Genomic DNA, 18,389 nt, shown 5'->3' on the forward strand with positions numbered 1-18,389 from the left:
GGTCGGGCATCTTCGGGCACGGGGACGGAATATGAAGCTTGCGACGTTAAAAGACTCCACGAGAGACGGTCGGCTCGTTGTCGTTTCCCGCGATCTCACCCGCTGCTCTGAAGTCGGTCACATTGCCCGCACGCTGCAGGCAGCACTCGATGACTGGGAACACGTGGCTCCGAGACTTGCGCTGATTGCCGAAGGCATTGAGACGGGAGCCCAGCCGACAATCCGGTTTCATGAACAGGACACTGCATCGCCTTTGCCGAGGGCCTACCAATGGGCCGACGGTTCGGCCTACGTCAATCATGTCGAATTGGTGCGCAGGGCGCGAGGTGCCGAGATACCAACGAGCTTCTGGTCCGACCCGCTGATGTATCAAGGTGGTTCGGACAATTTCCTCGCGCCGCGCGACCCGATCCTGGTGGCTGACGAAGCTTACGGGATCGACATGGAGGGCGAGGTCGCTGTCATCACCGGTGACATTGCGATGGGCTCCAATGCGGATGCGGCGCTCGGCGCCATTCGTCTGGTGATGCTCGTCAACGATGTATCGCTGCGCGGTCTCATACCGGACGAACTGGCCAAGGGATTTGGCTTCTTCCAATCCAAACCGGCATCGGCATTTTCTCCAGTCGCGGTGACGCCGGACGAACTCGAAAACGCGTGGGACGGCGGCAAACTGCATCTTCCCCTGCTTGTGAGCTTGAACGGCAGGGCATTCGGCAAGGCGAATGCCGGCATCGACATGACCTTTGATTTCGGCCGGCTGATCGCCCATGCGGCCAAAACTCGCAATCTGAGGGCCGGAACGATCATCGGATCGGGAACGGTTTCCAACAAGCTGGACGGCGGTCCGGGCAGAGCAATCGAAAACGGAGGAGACGGCTACTCATGCATCGCTGAAATACGGATGATTGAGACGATCGAAACCGGATCGCCAAAGACGCCATTCATGAAGTTCGGGGATCAGGTTCGGATCGAGATGAAAGACCATGCCGGTCATTCGATTTTCGGTGCGATCGAGCAGACGGTCGAGAGATACAACGGAGTCGAGCTGCGATGAGCGATGTCGTTCTTTACGACTACTGGAGGTCATCGGCGAGTTATCGCGTCCGCATCGCGCTCAATCTCCTGCCGGTTGACTATAGGATAGTGCCCATCAACCTGCTGGAGGGAGCGCATAAGAAGTCGGAATATCTGGCGCTCAACCCGCAGGGCCTCGTGCCGACATTGGTGATCGACGGAAGAACACTGACCCAGTCGCTGGCGATCATCGAGTATCTGGCCGAGCTTCGGCCGGAATGCGGATTGCTGCCATCCGATATTGCCGGTCGCCAGAACGTGCGCGCGCTCGCATATTCGATCGCCATGGACATCCATCCGATATGCAACATGCATGTCGTGGCGCATCTCACGACCATGACTGACAAGGCTGACGCCCGTGAGAACTGGATGAAACATTTCATCACTGACGGACTTCGCAAACTGGAAGCCATGATCGGCAAATTCGATGGAGACTTCAGTTTTGGGGATGCGCTGACGATGGCGGACCTTTGCCTTGTTCCACAAGTCTACAATGCCCGCCGCTGGGGAGTGGATATGACCGATTTCAGGCGCATCGTCGATATCGACACCAAATGCGCCAAGTTGGCAGCCTTTCAAGCGGCGCATCCTGACAATGTGAGACCGTAATGGAACCGGAACTGGACTTCCCTCATGAAGACACGGCGCTCGGCTTTGTCGTGGAGGGTAACTGCTTTCTGTCGAAATGCGACGCAGCCGTCGGATGACCCCCTCGAGATCCTCAGCGATCCATTTCGCGTTAGAGAGACAGTGCGCAGATGGGTGGCGCCGGGGTCTCTCGGATGATGATTTCAAATGTCGGGTGAACGGTGGGGTGCGTCCACTCGCCGGCGATCTGCTGGAGCAAAAGTCATCGGCGTCCGCAACAAACTTAGGCCTTAGACTGGCGGGATCTTGCCGAGCGGAATGAAGCCGCTCACTGTCGCATTGCCGTGATCCACAACGAGATCGACCGAAACCTTATCGCCGCCACCGGCCAAGGCCTTCAGAAGCTTCGTTGCGGTATCCACGGTCGAGGCGACGTCGGGGAAAGCCTCTTTGATGCTTTTACCCCACGGGCCGAGCTGTTCGATTTCCAGCTTGAACTTGCCGGAGAGGAAGCCGCTTTCGTCGAAGGCGAAAGGGCCGGAGATGGTCATCACCTTGCCGTCGCCGATATTGGCGACGATGCGGCGAAGCTCACCCTGCGAGCCATGGATGCCCTGCTGGTCAGTACCGTCGATCATCCCAGCCTTGCCCGCCAGAGTGAGGTCGGCGCTGGCGGAAAATTTCGGGAAAACTTGCGGCCAATCCTTGAGCACGGCGTTGGAGTTTTCGACCGAGATTGCGCCGTCAAGATCCGCCCCGTTCTGACGTAGATGGATCTCAGTGTGTGCGGCATCGAAATTGACTGTTTGTCCGGTGAAGGAGGAAACGGCCACCGCCTTCAGCCCGTCGATGACGGTCGAAGCGCGATCGATGCCCTGCGCCTTGGTGACGAGGCTCGAATGCAGATTGTCCCATCGGGCATTGACTGTCAGGCCCTGCGCGGTGCGGATCTCGGCCGGTGCGTCAAGCTCCCAGACGATATGGCCTGGGGCATAGACTTGAGCGGCGGAGCGGAGCGCGCCGAAGGTGGCGGAGATGCCGTTGACATTGTCATCCACGTCCACTTTCGAGCAGAACAAGCCGATGCGGAAGGGGAAGCCGCGGAACTCAATGTCGGAGCATTCGCCGCTGACGGCTGCATCGGCGCGTGGCGCAATCGCAGTGAGCACCGTTTGTTTCAACGCGAAGGCGGCATAGAACCAACCGCCCGTATAAAGAGCGATCACAAGGAGGATAGCGCCGCCCAACAACCAGAATTTCTTGCCGCTGCTATATTGGCCGCTGCCGGATTGGCTTGACGCTGCCATGATGTTCTCCAATGGTGAGAGCGAAATCTGATTTTGATCTGGCGTGCGATATGGACGAATTTTGGGTATTTGGCTACGGCTCGTTGATGTGGAATCCGGGCTTCGAATTCGTCGAGCGATCGCAGGCCCTGGTTTATGGCTACAGGCGTTCGCTCTGTGTTCGTTCCTTCGTCCATCGCGGCAGCCGTGAAAATCCCGGTCTTGTTCTTGGCCTGGACAGGGGCGGAGCCTGCCGCGGCATGGCATTTCGCGTAGGCCCGGAAAAATGGGACGAGGTGATTGATTATCTACGTGCCCGCGAACTTGTCACCAATGTCTATCTGGAACGGCATCTGCCACTGCAGCTTTCGGACGGTCGCAGCGCGCGGGCCGTCGCTTATGTGGTCGACCGTGCTCATGAGCAATATGCCGGCGCGCTGGATGCGGTGGCCGCCGCACGTGTCGTCAATGTCTCGGTCGGCCAGTCCGGCCCGAACGATGCTTATGTTTTCAACACACTTGCGCATCTCAAGGAGATGGGTATTCGCGACCAGTGGCTGGAGCAGGTCGTCGAGGAAGTCACGCGGCTGCGCAATGCAGCTTAAGCGGTAACAGCCTTTTCTTTGCGGAGTTCAGCCAGCCGTTTCACGGCGGTCGGCGGCAGCGGCACATGAGGGTTGCGTTCGGCAGTTTCGATCAGAAGCTGATCGCTGGCGCTTTCCGTCACATCTATCAGATGGGCGAAAAAGGCGTCGGGGTCCATCCCGGGCATGATGGGCGGCAGGATCTTTACCTTGAAATGACCGGGATAGCGCATGGTGCTGCGGCGCGGCCAGAACAGGCCAGGGTGCATAACGATGGGCACGACCGGGAGCTGCAGGTCGCGATACATGCGGGCGATGCCGTATTTGTAGACAGGTTCGGCGCCTGGCGGGCGGCGTGTACCCTCGGGGTAGATGATGAGCTGGCGACCGGTAGCAAGTTCCGCCTTGGTCCGCTTTAGTACTTCGACCATTACCTTGCCGCGGGCGCCGCGATCGACCGGGATCATACGCTGTTTCTTGGCGTACCAGCCGAAGAGCGGGATCCACATCAGCTCGCGCTTAAGTATGTAGACCGGATCGTCGAGGTTGGGCAGCAGTGCATAAGTGTCCCAGAAGGACTGATGCTTCGGTGAAATGATGTAGCTGCCATGTGGCAAGTTCTCGATGCCCTCGATCTCGAAAGTCGTTCCGACGATCACCCGCATCAGCCAGTGGTTCGAGCGTGCCCAGTTCTTGGGAACGCTATAGGCAAGCTTGCGCGGGATGATGAAGTAGATGGGGGAGAGCACGATCATCCTGATGATGAGGTTGGCGTAGAAGATCGTGTTGAACAAAACGGAACGCAGAGCGATCATGAAACTTTCCCGAAGGCACGGTCACGCAGACCGGCCTACACGATATTGTCCGTTATAAAAAGCACCCTGATTACTGGAGTGCGCAAAAGCCTCAGCTCTGGTCACCCAGGCTCGCGGAACGCAGCCCTGTATGGCGCAGGCCGACAATGTTGCGCGCACCTGCCAGAAGGAGCTTGGCGTATTCGGCCAACATGACGCGCAAAGCGTTCGGGTCGGCGAACCAGTCGCTCGCCTTCAGATCGGAATTGACGACAGGATAGGGGATGAACTGGATATCGGGGTCCACATAGGCGAGCTCGGCGAGGCTGCGCGGCATGTGATAGTTGTTGGTGACGACCAAAATGCTCCTGTAGCCCCTGGCGTGAATCCAGTTCGAGGCTTCCTCGGCATTGCCGATCGTATCAAGGGCATCGTAACCGATGTCGACGCAGCACGAGAAGAGATCGGCGGAGCCTTGAGTCATCTTGCGGATCTGCTTCGGCGTCGTGGAAGGATGCGCCCCCGATATCAACAGCCGCCTGCCAGCACCTTTCTGCAGCAGTTCGACGGCCTGATCGATGCGCTGGTAACCACCAGTCAGCACGATGATCGCGTCCGCCCGCGGCTCGGCAGGCGGCTTCAGGGTCGTTACCGAATCGGCAAAGCGCAAGAAGCCGACAAAGACCAATGCAGCGGCCAGCACGCAAAAAAAGCCCATCCAGCGCAAAACGCGACGGATTGGGCCGCGCCGAGGCGGGACGCTCGCGGGGCTTTCAAGCCCCGGGTCCGGACGAATCGGATTGCGTGTTGTATGGCCCATCGTCATGAGTCGTGATTATACGCTGATTGCGGCGCGGAACAGACGCTTTCATGACAAACCGATATGCGGCGTCAATTTGCAATACCGTCCGCACGCGTTGGATCGGAGCGCAATATATCGATTTCGTAGATCGTGCGCATGACGGTGAGCCGTGCGGTTACGGTTGTCAGCAGCGCGATCACGATCATCGTCGCGAAGATGCCGAGATAGCCGAGCGCGCCAACCGAAAAGGTGCCGAAGAGGGCCGTTGCCTGATCGGTCTCGGGTGTGGCGATCGTTCTGCTCTGCAAGAAACCGGCGCCTGCGAAAAAGAGGGCAGCCAGCGCGCTGCCGATCGCCGAGCCCTTGAGGCTGATCTTCAGAAAATGCTTCTGGAATTCCGTGGCGACGAAGGAGCTTTCGGCGCCGACGAAATGCAGCACTTCGACGATGTGGCGGTTGCCGGAGAGTACGCCGCGGGTGGCGAAGACCACCGTCAGCACCATCGCGGTGAAGACCAGCAGCAGGATGCCGGTGCCGATCATGACCGTGGTGCGGGCCATCGCAACCAGCCTGTCGACCCAGGTGCGGTGGTCATCGAGGAAAGCCTGCGGAATGCTCTCCTTCAAGAGGTCCCGCATTGCGGCGAAATCCGGTGGATGGCTTTCATCGATGGTGATGATGACGAGGCGCGGTACAGGCAATTCCTTGATGTCTAGCCCGCTGCCGAGCCAGGGCTCGAGAAGGCGCGCCGTTGCAGCTTCGTCAACGATCTGGCCACTCTTGGTGCCGACGAAGGTCAGCGCGATGTCACGGGCCTGAACCAGGGCCTTTTCCATGTCCATGTTATCATCGGGCTTGATCTGGATGGTGATTTCTCGCGAAATCTGGCTTTCCCAGCTCGCCGCCGTCGAGCGGACCATGCTGACGCCACCGAGCGTCAGGCAGGCGAGGAAGGCCATGATGGCGATCACCACCATCAGCGCATTGCCCTGAATGTTCGACGGAGGCAGGATCGGTGCCGTCGGTCGTACGCGCATTTCCGACCGCTTGGGCTGCTGGGCAGGGGCAGCGGCGGGCCTTTTTGCGCGGGTTCTGGTGGGCGTCTTAGTCATAAATATCGAGATGCCCTTCCGAAAGAATCATACGGCGGGCCTCCACCTGGTCCATCAGCGAGAGATCGTGAGTGGCGATCACCACCGCAGTGCCCAAGCGGTTGAGTTCCATGAAGAGGTTCAGCAGGCGCTTGGCCATCGGCGGATCGACGTTACCGGTCGGTTCGTCGGCAAGCAGAACTTCCGGTCTGTCCATCAATGCGCGGGCGATGGCGGCGCGCTGCTTCTCACCGCCGGATAGCACTGGCGGCAGCACGTTGATGCGTTCGCCGAGGCCGACCCATTTGAGGAGCTCCAGAACGTCGGTCTTGTAGGTGCTTTCGTCCTTGCCGCGCACCCGAAGCGGCAAGGCGACGTTCTCATAGGTCGTCAGATGGTCGAGAAGGCGAAAATCCTGAAAGACGATGCCAACGCGGCGGCGCAGCAGCGGCAGCTCCGGACGGGGTATTTCTGAGATGTCGCGCCCGAACATGCGGATCAGGCCGCGGGTCGGCTGCAGCGACATGAAGAGCAGGCGCAGCAGCGTCGTCTTGCCGGCGCCGGACGGGCCGGTCAGAAACTGGAAGGACTTTTTCGGGATGTCGAAGGTCAAGTCCCGGAGGATTTCCGGACCCATGCCATATCGCAAACCGACATTCTCGAAGTGGATCAACGGGCAGCTCAGTCTTTCGTGGTTTCACCGCATGACTTGTTAACCAACACCGTTAACAGCCGGTAAATTTTGCCGGAAAGACGCCCGTTTGATGGCGATCTTTGCGAAGCATTAACCATTGAAATTTACGACTGGGTTAGATTCGTTTCAATGCCAAGATTGTCTCGGGCAGCGAAACCATGTGGACATCTGAGAGGCCGCCACCATGGAAGCATCCTCCTTCAGACGACAGACCGCCGGCAAGGGGTATGATTTTCTGCCGCCGGAACCATCCATCCGCCAGGTCCGCCGCATGCCGCGCATGGACGACGTCGCGGATGCCGAATTCGTTGTTGTCGGCAAGGCGAGGCCACGTGCGGCTTATGCCGGGGTTCGTAACGACAATCATCACACTACCTTTACGACCAAAGCTCCACCGCCGGTTCTGGTTGCCATCGTTGCGGCAGTCTTGCGCAGCCTGGAGGTCTGGCTGCAGCGGGCATCGCTGCGAGGCTTTGCGGCACTGGCAATTTCGCTCTTCGTGCTGGTCTTCGGGCTTACCGGTGGACTTTCCGGGCTATCGCAAGGCGGGGCGGCGCCGGCAGACACGCTTCACTTCTCGCATGTGACGATCACGCCGCGCGATGCCAATGGTATGCGCATCCTGCTGATCAATGGCATAATCGAGAACGAAAGCGGCGTGACACAGCAGGTCAAGCCGATCCGCGCCGATCTCGTCTCCGACGAACGGCTGACGGCCAGCATCGTCATTGAGCCGCCGACAGATGTCGTCTACGCCGGTCAGAGCCGGGGCTTTTCGACCCGCGTGCAGTATGCCGGCGGCAAGCTGCCGGAGGTCCGGCTTTCCTTCATGCCTTGAACCGCTGGCAGGCATTTTAGGTTGACTGGCGGCAAAACCTGTATTTGCGGGGTGTTTCACCGGAATTAATGTGCTAACGGCTTACCCTTCATTTTATGGAGCAAGCCTTTATGCCTGTCGTGCGCGGAAAAAACATCGAGCCGCTCTTTACCGCCGAGCAGATCGCCGAGCGCAATCATTCCATGGCACGGGAGATTGCCGCGGGTCCGACGAAGGACCTGCTGGTCATTGCGGTGCTCAAGGGCTCCTTCATTTTCGCCGCCGACCTGTTGCGTGCGCTGCACGATACCGGTCTTGCTCCGGAAGTCGAATTCATCACGCTCTCGAGCTATGGCACAGGCACCGTTTCGCAGGGCGTGCGCATCGTCAAGGATATCGATAGCGATGTGAAGGACCGTGACGTCCTGTTGATAGACGATATCCTCGAATCCGGCCGTACGCTGCTGTTCGCCAAAGAACTGCTCTATCAGCGTGGCGCGCGCAACGTCACCATCGCGGTGCTGCTCGACAAGAGCGTGAAGCGCAAGGAAAAGCTAGAAGCGGATTATGTCGGCTTCGAGTGCCCCGACTATTTCGTCGTCGGCTACGGCATGGATGTCGCCTACGCCTTCCGCGAGCTGCCCTTCGTGGGCGTGGTTACCGGCGACGCATAAGCCGTCTTGCTTCAAGACGGCTTGTTAACCATTTCGCCGATCGGCTTGGCATGTTTACCGATCGCTAGGGAACCGCATGCGATTTCCGTCGCGGGGCATGACGACGGAGCAATGCACAGATGGCAAAAATTCTGATCACGGAAGACGAGGATTCCCTTCGCACTTTCGTAGCCCGGGCACTACGCCTTGACGGTCATGAGACCGATGAAGCTGCCGATGGGGCAGAAGGGCTGGAAAAGCTGAAGGGCGGCAGCTACGATCTGCTGCTCTCCGATATTCGCATGCCGGTCATGGACGGCATCGAACTCGCACATCAGGCGAAGGACGCTTTTCCGGCGTTGAAAATCTTGCTGATGACCGGCTATGCCGAACAGCGCGAACGGGCGGACGACCTCGCTGAAAAGATCATCGATGTCGTACCAAAGCCGTTTGCCCTGCCTGACATCCGCAAGGCAGTGGCACGGGCTTTGGTAGCCTGACATCTATGGGCACGAGCGTGCCCCCGAGGCACGCCAACCGCACCTTATTTTCTCGGCATCACTGAATATCCAGCAGCCGTTCGAGATATTGTCGCTCGATTGCCTGGGTCGGATTGTTGCCGAGTTTTTCGCGGATCGCATCCAGAATTTCCCGGGCGCGCTGAACATCGATCTCGTCGGGTATTTTCACATCGTTGTTCATACCGCCTGCGTCATTGGTCTGACGCGGGCGGCCGAGCGGATCGCGGCCGTTCTGGTTGCCCTGACCGGCCTGACCGTTCGGTCCCTGCTGTCCTTGCTGGCCCTGCTGCGCCTGCATCATCTGGCTCATCATATCGCGAGCGCCCTTGCGCAAGGCTTCGAGAGCGCGGCCCTGGCCTTCCAGGGCGCCGCTGCCGTTGCCCTGTCCGAGGTCGCGACCGGCGCCTTCCATCTCGCGCTGGGCCTGACCGAAGCCTTCGCCCGGCTTCATGCCCATATCGCCCAGGTTCTTCTGCAATTCCTGCAATTGCTTGCCGAGCGTATCCTGCTGCGAGCGAAGCTGCTTTAACGCTTCACGCAGTTGCTCAGCCGTCATCTGGTTCTGCTCGCCGGGCTGCTGGCCTTGCTGCTCCTCTTGACCCTGCTGCTGTTGCTGCTGACCTTCGTCGTCCGGCATCATGTCGTCCATATTAGGATCGCCGCGCTGCATACGGTCGCGAAGCTGCTGGTCAAGGCGGAAGGTCTGATCCATCAGCTTCTGCTGGTCGCGCAGGATCTGACCGAGCTTGTTCATCTGCTGCGTCATCTGGCTGTTCTGATCCTGCTGCTGGCCACGCTGCGGGCGGGCCGTTTGCAGGTTGTTCATCAACCGCTGCAGATCAGAGAGCATTTGCTGGGCAGCCTCACGATTGCCTGACCGGGCAAGATTTTCGATTTGATCCATCATGCGCTGCAGATCCTGCTGGCGCAGGAAATTCTGAGCATTCTGGTTCGGCTGCTGCAGAGGAGCGTTCTGCAGGCGCTGGGCGAGCTCGTTCATATAAGCCTGCATCGCCTTGCGAAGCTCATCCATCAGTTTCTTGATCTCGGCATCGGGCGCATTGCGGTTCAGCGCGTCGGCAAGGTTTTGTTGAGCATCGCGCAGCCGTCGCTCGGCAAGCGAGAGGTCGCCCTCCTCGATGCCGAGAGCGATATCCCAGAGATATTGCGCGGTATCTTTGAGCTGCTCGTCGCCCTTGGCGAGCTTCATGCGGGCAAGCGCAGACTTGATCAGCAGATAGTGGGTCGTGTTCGGGATCGTCTCTTCGGGCCGGATCGTCAGAGCCTCGTTAAGGGCAATCGCTTCAGGCATCTTACGAGTATCGAGCGCAAAAGTCTGGCGCTCTTCGGCGACGGCGGCGGCGAGCGGCTCGCTGAAGGGACGCGACGGCATGACCATCTCATATGGCGGGCTGCGACCCGTCTGCGCTGCGGCATCCTTGGCGACGAGAGTGATACGCACGCGCTTGCCGGCGAGGGGATGTTCCGTCAGGTTCTTGCTCGTCAGGCCCTTGCCATCGCGCGCATTGCGGCGGGGAATATCCAGCTTAAAGTCCGGCAGCGGATAGAGCGGTGTTGCCGAGGGATCGGATTCTATCGGGACGATCTCAGCATGGGCTTCCTGCACGCCATAATCGTCCTTCATCGTGAAGCCGATTTCCAGCGCGCCGTTGACGGCGCGACGCGGCATGCCGTCGAAGGCGATTTCCGGCGCTTTGTCCGGCAGTACGTCGAAACTCCAGGTGCGCCCATTTGCCTGCAATGCGCCATTTTCCTCAAGCTTCATGACATGCGTCTGTGCGGCTGCCGTTGCCGACGTATCCGAAGGCTGTTCGGTTTTGGCGTTTGCGGTCGGTCGCTGCGGCCGGCCGTCTTCCTGAACCGCGATTTCCAGACTTTCGCCACTGGCTTTCCTGAAGAGCACCTTTTCGGCCGACTGTCCGCCGCTGACGCGCACTGTCAGGCTGGAAAACTGCGGCACGCCGATCGGCGTCTGCTCGCTGCCATCGGCCGTCAGGTAGATCGGCGGGCGGCCGGTATAGGTGGGTGGGGTCACCCATGCATCGATACGGACAGCTGGATTGCTTGTAATCTGCACGGGTGCAGGCTGAAATGCGTCGGCGATGGAGCCGCCGTTGATTGATAGGGAATAACCGAAGGCGGTGACGACAAGCAGTGCGGGGAAGGCGCGCAGCGCGAAGCGGTCGTGCCGGGCGATATCGGGCCGCGGCAAGCCAGCATCCAGCGTCACGATCTTCCGCGCCATGCGTGTCTGATGTTCGCGCCATAATATGCGGGCGAAAGGCGTATCAAAGGCCGGCTCATCTTCCTGCACCATGACGGGTTGGTGCGGCAGGCGATTGCGCTCTTCCAGCATGCGATCGGCTTCAATCACCCGCGGCCAGCGAAGCTTATGGAACGGCAGCAGCGCCGCAACAAAGCCGGCTGCAAAGGCAATCAGCAGGATGATGCGTAGCCAGTCCGGCACCAAGCGGAAGACGCCGAACCAGGAGGCCGAGAGATAGATCGCGATGACGGAAAGGACTGGCACCGCCAGCGGGAGGACTTGCTCGGCGAAAATCACGATGCGAGCCAAGAAACGCTTTACCGCCACCAGCCGCGCCAGAGAGGGTTGAAGCGCGAATGCGCCTTTCTTCTGCCCTGCGGGGCTTGTCATCAATCCGGTCTCCGCGATCTGGCGTTCAGGAACAGAGGGCGCTTCCGGCGATTGCTGGGCAATACGCTCACGAAGGAAAAGGATAACACTCTTTGTGGCGAAGGCGAGGGCGAGGCCCTGTGAATACCGATTTTTCGTGTGTGGTCGCCAAAAAGTGATTGCGACTTTTAGTCCAGCCAGGCCGGGACAGAATCGAGGCCGATCAGTTCCGAATAGGTCCGGCGCGGACGAATCATATGGAATTCGTTGCCCTTGACCAGCACCTCTGGCACCAGCAGGCGGCTGTTATAGGTGCCAGCCTGAACCGCGCCGTAGGCTCCGGCGGTGCCGACGGCCAAGAGGTCGCCCGGCTTTGGGGCCGCCATTTCGCGGTCGAGGGCGAGATAATCGCCTGTTTCGCAGACGGGGCCGACGACATCGGCGCGGATACGCGGAGCGTTGGCAACCGAAATCACCACGGGAAGAACCTCATGATAGGCTTCGTAGAGGGTCGGACGGATAAGATCGTTCATAGCGCCATCGACGATCACGAACGTCTTCTCACCTCCATCCTTCACATAGATGACCTCGGTGACGAGGATACCCGCGTTGCCGACGATGAGGCGGCCGGGCTCGGTGATGATCTTGCAGTTGAGGGTGCGAAGCTGGTTCTTCACGATTGCAGCATAGGCATCCGGCAAAGGCGGCGGATTGTTGTCGTCCTTGTAAGGAATGCCGAGGCCCCCGCCGATATCGACGTGATGGATGGTATGGCCGTCGGCGCGCAGCGTATTGACCAGATCGTGCAACAGCTTGAAAGCATCATCGAAAGGCTGCAGCTCGGTGATCTGGCTGCCGATATGCATATCGATACCGGTCACCTCGATGCCGGGCAGGCTGGCGGCGCGGGCATAGATGGCCTGGGCGCGTTCCCAGGAAATGCCGAACTTGTTTTCCTTCTTGCCGGTCGAGATTTTGGCATGGGTGCGGGCATCGACATCGGGATTGATGCGGAAGGAGACAGGAGCCTTCTTGCCGACGCGGACGGCGCGCTGGTTGAGGACTACGAGTTCCGGTTCGGATTCGACGTTGAAGCAGTAAATGCCGGCTTCAAGCGCGTAATCCATCTCATGCGGCGTCTTGCCGACGCCGGAGAACATGATGCGGTCGGCGGGAACGCCAGCGGCCAGCGCGCGGCGCAACTCGCCTTCGGACACGACGTCGATGCCGGCGCCCAGCCGGCCGAGCGTTTTCAGCACGGCCTGGTTCGAATTTGCCTTCATCGCGTAGCAGACCATGGAATCGACATCGCCGAAGGCCTCGGCGAAGACCCGGTAATGACGCTCGAGCGTTGCTGTCGAGTAGACGTAGAAAGGAGTGCCGACCGCCTTGGCGATCTCAGGAACGGAAACATTCTCCGCGTGGAGAATGCCGTCGCGATACTCGAAATGGTTCACGTGAGTCTGGCCTTAGAGAAGGGGATCGAGAATAAAGGGCTTGTCGACGGAGCCTGGCTGTTTCGTCGGCTTGGAAAGATCGCCGCCCTTCGTCGCATTGGCGCTCGGCGGATCGAGATCGCCCTTGCGGCCGCATCCGGCAACGGCAAGGCCGATGACGGCAAAAACCACCGTGAGGCGGATGAAATGCGGCAAGCTCGTCTGCATGGATATCCTCATATCGGCGCTGGCTGGCACCTTCATAGCGAAGTTTGTCAGCCTTGTGCACCCTGATTGTTGAAGCTTCGTGCTGAACGCATCCGGATGGCGAACCGGCTTCCGGTTCGTCGGGACATGCATTAGTTGCGGGCGCGCCAATAGGCGATCTGCTTCCTGACTTCCGACGGTGCGGTACCGCCGAAGCTCTTGCGGCTGGCGACGGAGGCTTCGACCGTCAGTACGTCATAGACCTTGTCGGTGATGGCGGGATTGATCGCTTGCAGGTCGGCGAGCGGGAGCTCCGAGAGATCGCAACCCTTGCTTTCGGCAAGGGCGACGGCGCGGCCGGTGACATGATGGGCGTCGCGGAAAGGGAGACCCGCCTCACGCACCAGCCAGTCGGCGAGATCCGTCGCGGTCGAATAACCGGAGCCGGCTGCCGCCTTCATGCGGGCCGTGTTGATCGTCATGTCGCGTACCATGCCGGTCATGGCGGCAATCGCCAGTTCCAGGCTTTCGGCAGCGTCGAAGACCTGTTCCTTGTCTTCCTGCATGTCCTTGGAATAAGCGAGCGGCAGGCCCTTCATGATCGTCAGCAGGGCGATCAGCGAGCCGTTGATGCGGCCGGTCTTGGCGCGCACCAACTCCGCTGCGTCAGGGTTCTTCTTCTGCGGCATGATGGAAGAGCCGGTCGAGAAGGCGTCGGAGAGGCGTACGAAGCCGAATTGCGGCGTCGACCAGATGACGATCTCTTCGGCAAGACGAGACAGATGCACAGCGCAGATCGCGGCAATTGCCAGGAATTCGATAGCGAAGTCGCGATCGGAGACTGTATCGATCGAGTTGCGGGTCGGCTCCCGGAAGCCCAGAGCCTTGGCCGTCATATGGCGGTCGATCGGATAGCCGGTGCCGGCAAGTGCTGCAGCACCGATCGGGCTTTCGTCCAGGTGTTCGATGGCGTGGCGCACACGCGAACGATCGCGACCGAACATTTCCACATAGGCCATGCAATGGTGGCCGAAGGTCACCGGCTGGGCGGTCTGCAAATGGGTGAAGCCGGGCATGACACTCTCGGCATGCTCCTCGGCGCGGTCGAGAAAAGCTGCGATCAGATCGGTCAGCATTGCCTCGGTCTTCTGCAGTTCTTCCTTGACCCAGAGGCGGAAGTCGAGCGCCACCTGGTCGTTGCGGGAACGAGCTGTGTGAAGGCGGCCGGCAGCCGGGCCGATCAGGGTCGCAAGCCGGGCCTCGACGTTCATGTGAATGTCTTCGAGCTGCCGGGAGAATTCGAAATTGCCGCTTTCGATTTCTGACAGGATCGTGTTTAGCCCGTGAACGATCTTGTCCTTATCGTCGGCAGAAATAATGCCCTGGTGGGCGAGCATCGTGGCGTGGGCGATCGATCCGCGGATGTCCTGGGCAAACAGCTTCTTGTCGAAACCGATCGAGGCATTTATCTCCTCCATGATCGCATCGGGGCCGGAGGCGAAACGTCCGCCCCACATCTGGTTGGAGGATTTGGTGTCCGTATTGCCCTCGGCCATGGGAGATGCCCGTCCTGGAGAATAAAATGACGACAAAAAAACCCTTCGGCCTGCCGTCCGTGAAACTGATCGCAATCGCCGCCGTTGCAGGCGTTGTTGCCGGTGCGGCAGCGGTATACGTGAAGGAGACGGGCATTGGCAATGGCGTCAGCGTTACCGCTTCGGCCGAATGCCCGCTGACCAAAGAGCGCGCCGCCAATCTGAGCTCGCTCATGAAGGGTCAGGTGGCCGCCATGGTTGCTGTCAACCAGCCTAAAAAACTTCAAGCTGTCACTTTCAATGGCCCTGACGGCAACCAGGTGACGCTCGACCGTTTTGCCGGCAAAACGGTGCTTCTCAATCTCTGGGCTACATGGTGCGTGCCCTGCCGCGAGGAAATGCCGGCGTTGAACGCGCTGGAGAAGGAGATGGGCAGCGACAAGTTTCAGGTCGTACCCGTCAACATCGACACTGGCGACGACGAGAAACCGAAGGCGTTCCTCAGCGAAATCGGTGTCGATGCGTTACAGCTCTACCGTGACAATACGATTGGTGTCTTCAACAGCCTAAAGAAGGAAGGCCTTGCTTTCGGTCTTCCGGTGACGTTGCTGCTCGATGAGAAGGGCTGCCTGATCTCGGCAATGAACGGTCCGGCCGCATGGGACAGCGAAGATGCCAAGGCGTTGATTAAGGGTGCTATCGGATCATAGGGCGAGCGTCAGGGATCGCCGGCGCCACGAATGAAGAAGACGCCCGCAAGTCCGATCAGGACACCGCACTGAAGCAGGAACATCGGCAATTCGCTCGACATGGCGTCTCCTTCCGTTCACGGCAAGGAAAGCACGTTGCGAGCATTTGTTCCATTCGCCTTTTCAGGCGAATACCGGCTTAGCGGGTCGGAACCGGGGTCTCGCCGCGATAATCATAGAAGCCGCGGCCGGATTTGCGGCCGAGCCATCCGGCTTCGACATATTTCACCAGCAGCGGGCAGGGGCGATATTTGCTATCGGCGAGCCCATCATGGAGGACCTGCATGATCGACAAGCAGGTATCAAGGCCGATGAAGTCGGCAAGCTGCAGCGGCCCCATCGGGTGGTTGGCGCCAAGCTTCATGGCAGTATCGATGGCGTCGACCGTGCCGACGCCTTCATAGAGCGTGTAGATCGCTTCGTTGATCATCGGCAGAAGAATGCGGTTGACGATGAAGGCTGGGAAATCCTCAGCGACCGTGACCGTCTTTTCCAGCGAGCCGACGAATTCCTTGGCGGCGGAGAAAGTCGTTTCTTCGGTGGCAATGCCCCGCACCAGTTCCACAAGCTTCATGACCGGCACCGGATTCATGAAATGGATGCCCATGAAGCGTTCTGCGCGGTCGGTCGCTGCGGCAAGTCGGGTGATCGACAGGGAAGAGGTGTTGGTGGCAAGGATTGCTTCCGGCTTCAGCACCGGACAGACCTGCGCATAGATCTTGCGCTTGACGCTTTCGTCTTCGGTCGCCGCCTCGATAACCAGATCGGAGGGCGCGAGGTCGTTGACATCAGCGGAGCCGGTGATGCGCGAAAGCGCTGCACTGCGCTCTTCGTCGGTCATCTTGCCGCTCGTCACCTGGCGCGCAAAATTGCCGTTGATGGTGGCAAGGCCGGATTCGATACGATCTTGCGACAGATCGTAAATATGAACCTTGTATCCTGCGGCGGCCGAAACATGCGCGATGCCGCAGCCCATCTGGCCAGCACCGATGATACCAATATTCTTCAACACCGCACTCATCTCCAACCCCCGCCCGGCATACGCCCCCGCGCTGCCGGTATTTTTATATGAAATTGCCGGACGAAAGATCGCCCGGCAAAATTAGTAGACCGATAGAAGACAATTTTCCAGTCATTCGCAAGTGCGAAAAGAGTGCAATCTGCCCGATCAGAGGGCTTTTTCAAGCTCAGGCAGGGCTTCGAAGAGATCAGCGACCAATCCATAGTCAGCAATCTGGAAGATCGGCGCTTCCTCGTCCTTGTTGATCGCGACGATGACCTTCGAGTCCTTCATGCCGGCCAGATGCTGAATGGCGCCGGAGATGCCGCAGGCGATGTAGAGCTGCGGGGCGACGACCTTGCCGGTCTGACCGACCTGCCAGTCATTCGGCGCGTAACCAGCGTCAACTGCAGCGCGCGAAGCGCCGACGGCAGCACCGAGCTTATCGGCAACCGGAAGGATCACTTCCTTGAATTTCTCGGCTGAGCCGAGCGCGCGCCCGCCGGAAATGATGATCTTGGCGGAAGTCAGTTCCGGACGTTCGGAGGCCGACAGCGCGTCGGATACGAAGTTCGAAAGGCCAGGATCGGAAACTGCCGGGATTGCGTCGATGGCAGCCGAACCGCCCTCACCAGCAGAGGCGAAGGAGGCGGTACGCACGGTGATGACCTTCTTGGCGTCGGTCGCCTGCACTGTCTGGATGGCATTGCCGGCATAGATCGGACGTATGAAGGTGTCCGACGAAACCACTTCGATGATTTCGGAGATCTGTGCGACGTCGAGCAGAGCTGCAACACGCGGCAGGACGTTCTTGCCGGTAGAGGTAGCCGCAGCGACGATCGTGTCGTAGTTGCCGGCGAGCGAAACGATCAAGTCGGCGAGCGGCTCGGCAAGGTTGTTGGCAAGTTCATCGCTTTCGGCGAGCAGTACCTTTGAGACGCCGGAGAGTTTTGCAGCCGCGTTGGCTGCAGCCTTTGCGCCCTTGCCGGCGACAAGTACATGCACGTCGCCGCCGATCTGAGACGCGGCCGTAAGAGCCTTGGCGGTCTGGTCGGAAAGGCTGCTGTTGTCGTGGTCAGCCAGAAGAAGAATGGCCATGGTCGTATTCCTTTCTCGAACCTTAGAGGACGCCGGCTTCGTTCTTGAGCTTATCGACCAGCTCTGCGACCGACTTCACCTTCACGCCCGCCTTGCGGCCGGACGGCTCTTCCGTCTTCAGCACCTTCAGGCGCGGCGCGGTGGAAACGTGGAAATCGGCCGGGCTCTTCTTGTCGAGCGGCTTCTTCTTCGCCTTCATGATGTTCGGCAGCGTAGCGTAGCGCGGCTCGTTCAAGCGCAGATCGGTCGTCACCACGGCCGGAAGCTTGATCTTGATCGTCTGCAGGCCCCCGTCGATCTCACGGGTGACGGTAGCGCTATCGCCCTCGACCGCGATCTTGGAGGCAAAAGTCGCTTGGGCGGAGCCGAGGAGGGCAGCGAGCATCTGGCCGGTCTGGTTGGAATCATCGTCAATCGCTTGCTTGCCGACGATTATCAGGCCGGGCTTTTCGGCGTCGGCAACGCCCTTGAGTATCTTGGCAACGGCGAGCGGCTCGACCGCATCATCAGTCTCAACCAGGATCGCGCGGTCGGCGCCCATGGCGAGCGCGGTGCGCAAGGTTTCTTCTGCCTTGGCAGGGCCGATCGAGACGACAATGACTTCCTCGGCCTTGCCGGCTTCCTTCAGGCGAAGGGCTTCCTCGACGGAAATCTCGTCGAACGGGTTCATCGACATCTTGACGTTGGCAAGGTCGACGCCCGATCCATCCGGCTTGACGCGGATCTTCACGTTGTAATCGACAACGCGCTTGACTGGGACGAGAATTTTCATGGGGTCCTTCCTTCGAACAGAGATGGGCC

At 59.6% G+C, this 18,389-nt stretch carries 19 protein-coding genes; 7 read left to right on the forward strand and 12 right to left on the reverse strand.

The annotated features are described in order from the left end of the window. Positions 1–31: 31 nt before the first annotated feature. Both FHX15_RS20470 and maiA read left to right on the forward strand, forming a co-directional pair. The gene (locus FHX15_RS20470) at positions 32–1,057 is read left to right on the forward strand and encodes a fumarylacetoacetate hydrolase family protein (protein ID WP_184400182.1); all 1,026 of its coding nucleotides are present in this window, start codon (positions 32–34) and stop codon (positions 1,055–1,057) included. After that, the gene (gene maiA / locus FHX15_RS20475; protein ID WP_184400183.1) at positions 1,054–1,686 is read left to right on the forward strand and encodes a maleylacetoacetate isomerase; all 633 of its coding nucleotides are present in this window, start codon (positions 1,054–1,056) and stop codon (positions 1,684–1,686) included. The genes FHX15_RS20470 and maiA overlap by 4 nt, the downstream gene beginning before the upstream one ends. 269 nt (positions 1,687–1,955) lie before the next feature. Here the strand turns inward: maiA and FHX15_RS20480 are convergent, their stop codons facing one another. Beyond that, positions 1,956–2,972, reverse strand: a complete 1,017-nt coding sequence (locus tag FHX15_RS20480) for a DUF2125 domain-containing protein (protein ID WP_184400184.1) — start codon at positions 2,970–2,972, stop codon at positions 1,956–1,958. Between the two features lie 50 nt (positions 2,973–3,022). Here FHX15_RS20480 and FHX15_RS20485 point away from each other — a divergent pair, with 50 nt between their 5' ends. Further along, positions 3,023–3,556, forward strand: a complete 534-nt coding sequence (locus FHX15_RS20485) for a gamma-glutamylcyclotransferase (RefSeq protein ID WP_184400185.1) — start codon at positions 3,023–3,025, stop codon at positions 3,554–3,556. Here the strand turns inward: FHX15_RS20485 and FHX15_RS20490 are convergent. The 4 genes from FHX15_RS20490 to ftsE all read right to left on the reverse strand — a co-directional run bounded on the left by FHX15_RS20490 (position 3,553) and on the right by ftsE (position 6,895). Further along, positions 3,553–4,350 (reverse strand): 1-acyl-sn-glycerol-3-phosphate acyltransferase, encoded by a 798-nt coding sequence (locus FHX15_RS20490; protein ID WP_184400186.1) that lies wholly within the window; start codon positions 4,348–4,350, stop codon positions 3,553–3,555. The genes FHX15_RS20485 and FHX15_RS20490 overlap by 4 nt on opposite strands. Positions 4,351–4,441: 91 nt before the next feature. Next, positions 4,442–5,155 carry a YdcF family protein gene (locus FHX15_RS20495; RefSeq protein ID WP_184400187.1) on the reverse strand — a complete coding sequence of 238 codons (714 nt, stop codon included), beginning with the start codon at positions 5,153–5,155 and terminating at the stop codon, positions 4,442–4,444. A gap of 65 nt (positions 5,156–5,220) precedes the next feature. After that, positions 5,221–6,168, reverse strand: a complete 948-nt coding sequence (locus tag FHX15_RS20500) for a cell division protein FtsX (RefSeq protein WP_409527022.1) — start codon at positions 6,166–6,168, stop codon at positions 5,221–5,223. 67 nt (positions 6,169–6,235) lie between these two features. Continuing rightward, on the reverse strand, positions 6,236–6,895 hold the full coding sequence (gene ftsE, locus FHX15_RS20505) for a cell division ATP-binding protein FtsE (RefSeq protein WP_007825071.1): 660 nt from the start codon (positions 6,893–6,895) through the stop codon (positions 6,236–6,238). Positions 6,896–7,100: 205 nt separating this feature from the next. Here ftsE and FHX15_RS20510 point away from each other — a divergent pair, with 205 nt between their 5' ends. From FHX15_RS20510 to FHX15_RS20520, 3 genes are all read left to right on the forward strand, one after another. Continuing rightward, a complete protein-coding gene (locus FHX15_RS20510) occupies positions 7,101–7,754 on the forward strand; it encodes a hypothetical protein (protein WP_184400189.1) in 654 nt (217 codons plus the stop codon). 110 nt (positions 7,755–7,864) lie between these two features. Continuing rightward, positions 7,865–8,407 (forward strand): hypoxanthine phosphoribosyltransferase, encoded by a 543-nt coding sequence (gene hpt / locus FHX15_RS20515; RefSeq protein ID WP_184400190.1) that lies wholly within the window; start codon positions 7,865–7,867, stop codon positions 8,405–8,407. A 119-nt stretch (positions 8,408–8,526) separates the two neighbouring features. After that, entirely contained in the window at positions 8,527–8,886 is a 360-nt protein-coding gene (locus FHX15_RS20520) for a response regulator (protein WP_112545534.1), read from the forward strand. A 58-nt stretch (positions 8,887–8,944) separates the two neighbouring features. On the opposite strand, the gene FHX15_RS20525 is transcribed toward FHX15_RS20520, so the two are convergent. The 4 genes from FHX15_RS20525 to argH form a co-directional block, all read right to left on the reverse strand. Further along, on the reverse strand, positions 8,945–11,584 hold the full coding sequence (locus FHX15_RS20525; RefSeq protein ID WP_184400191.1) for a TIGR02302 family protein: 2,640 nt from the start codon (positions 11,582–11,584) through the stop codon (positions 8,945–8,947). A 167-nt stretch (positions 11,585–11,751) separates the two neighbouring features. Next, positions 11,752–13,020, reverse strand: a complete 1,269-nt coding sequence (gene lysA, locus FHX15_RS20530) for a diaminopimelate decarboxylase (protein WP_184400192.1) — start codon at positions 13,018–13,020, stop codon at positions 11,752–11,754. A gap of 12 nt (positions 13,021–13,032) precedes the next feature. Next, entirely contained in the window at positions 13,033–13,227 is a 195-nt protein-coding gene (gene lptM, locus FHX15_RS20535) for an LPS translocon maturation chaperone LptM (protein WP_132655554.1), read from the reverse strand. Between the two features lie 131 nt (positions 13,228–13,358). Continuing rightward, complete coding sequence (gene argH, locus FHX15_RS20540; protein WP_184400193.1) at positions 13,359–14,762, reverse strand: argininosuccinate lyase; 1,404 nt, start codon at positions 14,760–14,762, stop codon at positions 13,359–13,361. A gap of 26 nt (positions 14,763–14,788) precedes the next feature. Here argH and tlpA point away from each other — a divergent pair, with 26 nt between their 5' ends. Beyond that, positions 14,789–15,451 (forward strand): thiol:disulfide interchange protein TlpA, encoded by a 663-nt coding sequence (gene tlpA, locus FHX15_RS20545; RefSeq protein WP_184400194.1) that lies wholly within the window; start codon positions 14,789–14,791, stop codon positions 15,449–15,451. A gap of 178 nt (positions 15,452–15,629) precedes the next feature. Here the strand turns inward: tlpA and FHX15_RS20550 are convergent, their stop codons facing one another. The 3 genes from FHX15_RS20550 to FHX15_RS20560 all read right to left on the reverse strand — a co-directional run bounded on the left by FHX15_RS20550 (position 15,630) and on the right by FHX15_RS20560 (position 18,360). Beyond that, positions 15,630–16,511, reverse strand: coding sequence for a 3-hydroxybutyryl-CoA dehydrogenase (locus FHX15_RS20550; protein WP_184400195.1), 882 nt, complete (start codon positions 16,509–16,511; stop codon positions 15,630–15,632). A 147-nt stretch (positions 16,512–16,658) separates the two neighbouring features. Next, positions 16,659–17,588, reverse strand: coding sequence for an electron transfer flavoprotein subunit alpha/FixB family protein (locus FHX15_RS20555; RefSeq protein WP_184400196.1), 930 nt, complete (start codon positions 17,586–17,588; stop codon positions 16,659–16,661). Between the two features lie 22 nt (positions 17,589–17,610). Beyond that, positions 17,611–18,360 carry an electron transfer flavoprotein subunit beta/FixA family protein gene (locus tag FHX15_RS20560; protein ID WP_184400197.1) on the reverse strand — a complete coding sequence of 250 codons (750 nt, stop codon included), beginning with the start codon at positions 18,358–18,360 and terminating at the stop codon, positions 17,611–17,613. Positions 18,361–18,389: the final 29 nt, after the last annotated feature.

Source organism: Rhizobium sp. BK650 (genome assembly GCF_014195325.1).
Lineage (GTDB): Bacteria > Pseudomonadota > Alphaproteobacteria > Rhizobiales > Rhizobiaceae > Rhizobium.

Excerpts from the sequence above, each read along its gene's own strand:
- FHX15_RS20470 (WP_184400182.1), top strand. The coding sequence starts at position 32 with ATGAAGCTTGCGACGTTAAAAGACTCCACGAGAGACGGTCGGCTCGTT.
- maiA (WP_184400183.1), top strand. The coding sequence starts at position 1,054 with ATGAGCGATGTCGTTCTTTACGACTACTGGAGGTCATCGGCGAGTTAT.
- FHX15_RS20480 (WP_184400184.1), bottom strand. The coding sequence starts at position 2,972 with ATGGCAGCGTCAAGCCAATCCGGCAGCGGCCAATATAGCAGCGGCAAG.
- FHX15_RS20485 (WP_184400185.1), top strand. The coding sequence starts at position 3,023 with ATGGACGAATTTTGGGTATTTGGCTACGGCTCGTTGATGTGGAATCCG.
- FHX15_RS20490 (WP_184400186.1), bottom strand. The coding sequence starts at position 4,350 with ATGATCGCTCTGCGTTCCGTTTTGTTCAACACGATCTTCTACGCCAAC.
- FHX15_RS20495 (WP_184400187.1), bottom strand. The coding sequence starts at position 5,155 with ATGACGATGGGCCATACAACACGCAATCCGATTCGTCCGGACCCGGGG.
- FHX15_RS20500 (WP_409527022.1), bottom strand. The coding sequence starts at position 6,168 with ATGCGCGTACGACCGACGGCACCGATCCTGCCTCCGTCGAACATTCAG.
- FHX15_RS20510 (WP_184400189.1), top strand. The coding sequence starts at position 7,101 with ATGGAAGCATCCTCCTTCAGACGACAGACCGCCGGCAAGGGGTATGAT.
- hpt (WP_184400190.1), top strand. The coding sequence starts at position 7,865 with ATGCCTGTCGTGCGCGGAAAAAACATCGAGCCGCTCTTTACCGCCGAG.
- FHX15_RS20520 (WP_112545534.1), top strand. The coding sequence starts at position 8,527 with ATGGCAAAAATTCTGATCACGGAAGACGAGGATTCCCTTCGCACTTTC.
- FHX15_RS20525 (WP_184400191.1), bottom strand. The coding sequence starts at position 11,584 with ATGACAAGCCCCGCAGGGCAGAAGAAAGGCGCATTCGCGCTTCAACCC.
- lptM (WP_132655554.1), bottom strand. The coding sequence starts at position 13,227 with ATGCAGACGAGCTTGCCGCATTTCATCCGCCTCACGGTGGTTTTTGCC.
- argH (WP_184400193.1), bottom strand. The coding sequence starts at position 14,762 with ATGGCCGAGGGCAATACGGACACCAAATCCTCCAACCAGATGTGGGGC.
- tlpA (WP_184400194.1), top strand. The coding sequence starts at position 14,789 with ATGACGACAAAAAAACCCTTCGGCCTGCCGTCCGTGAAACTGATCGCA.
- FHX15_RS20550 (WP_184400195.1), bottom strand. The coding sequence starts at position 16,511 with ATGAGTGCGGTGTTGAAGAATATTGGTATCATCGGTGCTGGCCAGATG.
- FHX15_RS20555 (WP_184400196.1), bottom strand. The coding sequence starts at position 17,588 with ATGGCCATTCTTCTTCTGGCTGACCACGACAACAGCAGCCTTTCCGAC.
- FHX15_RS20560 (WP_184400197.1), bottom strand. The coding sequence starts at position 18,360 with ATGAAAATTCTCGTCCCAGTCAAGCGCGTTGTCGATTACAACGTGAAG.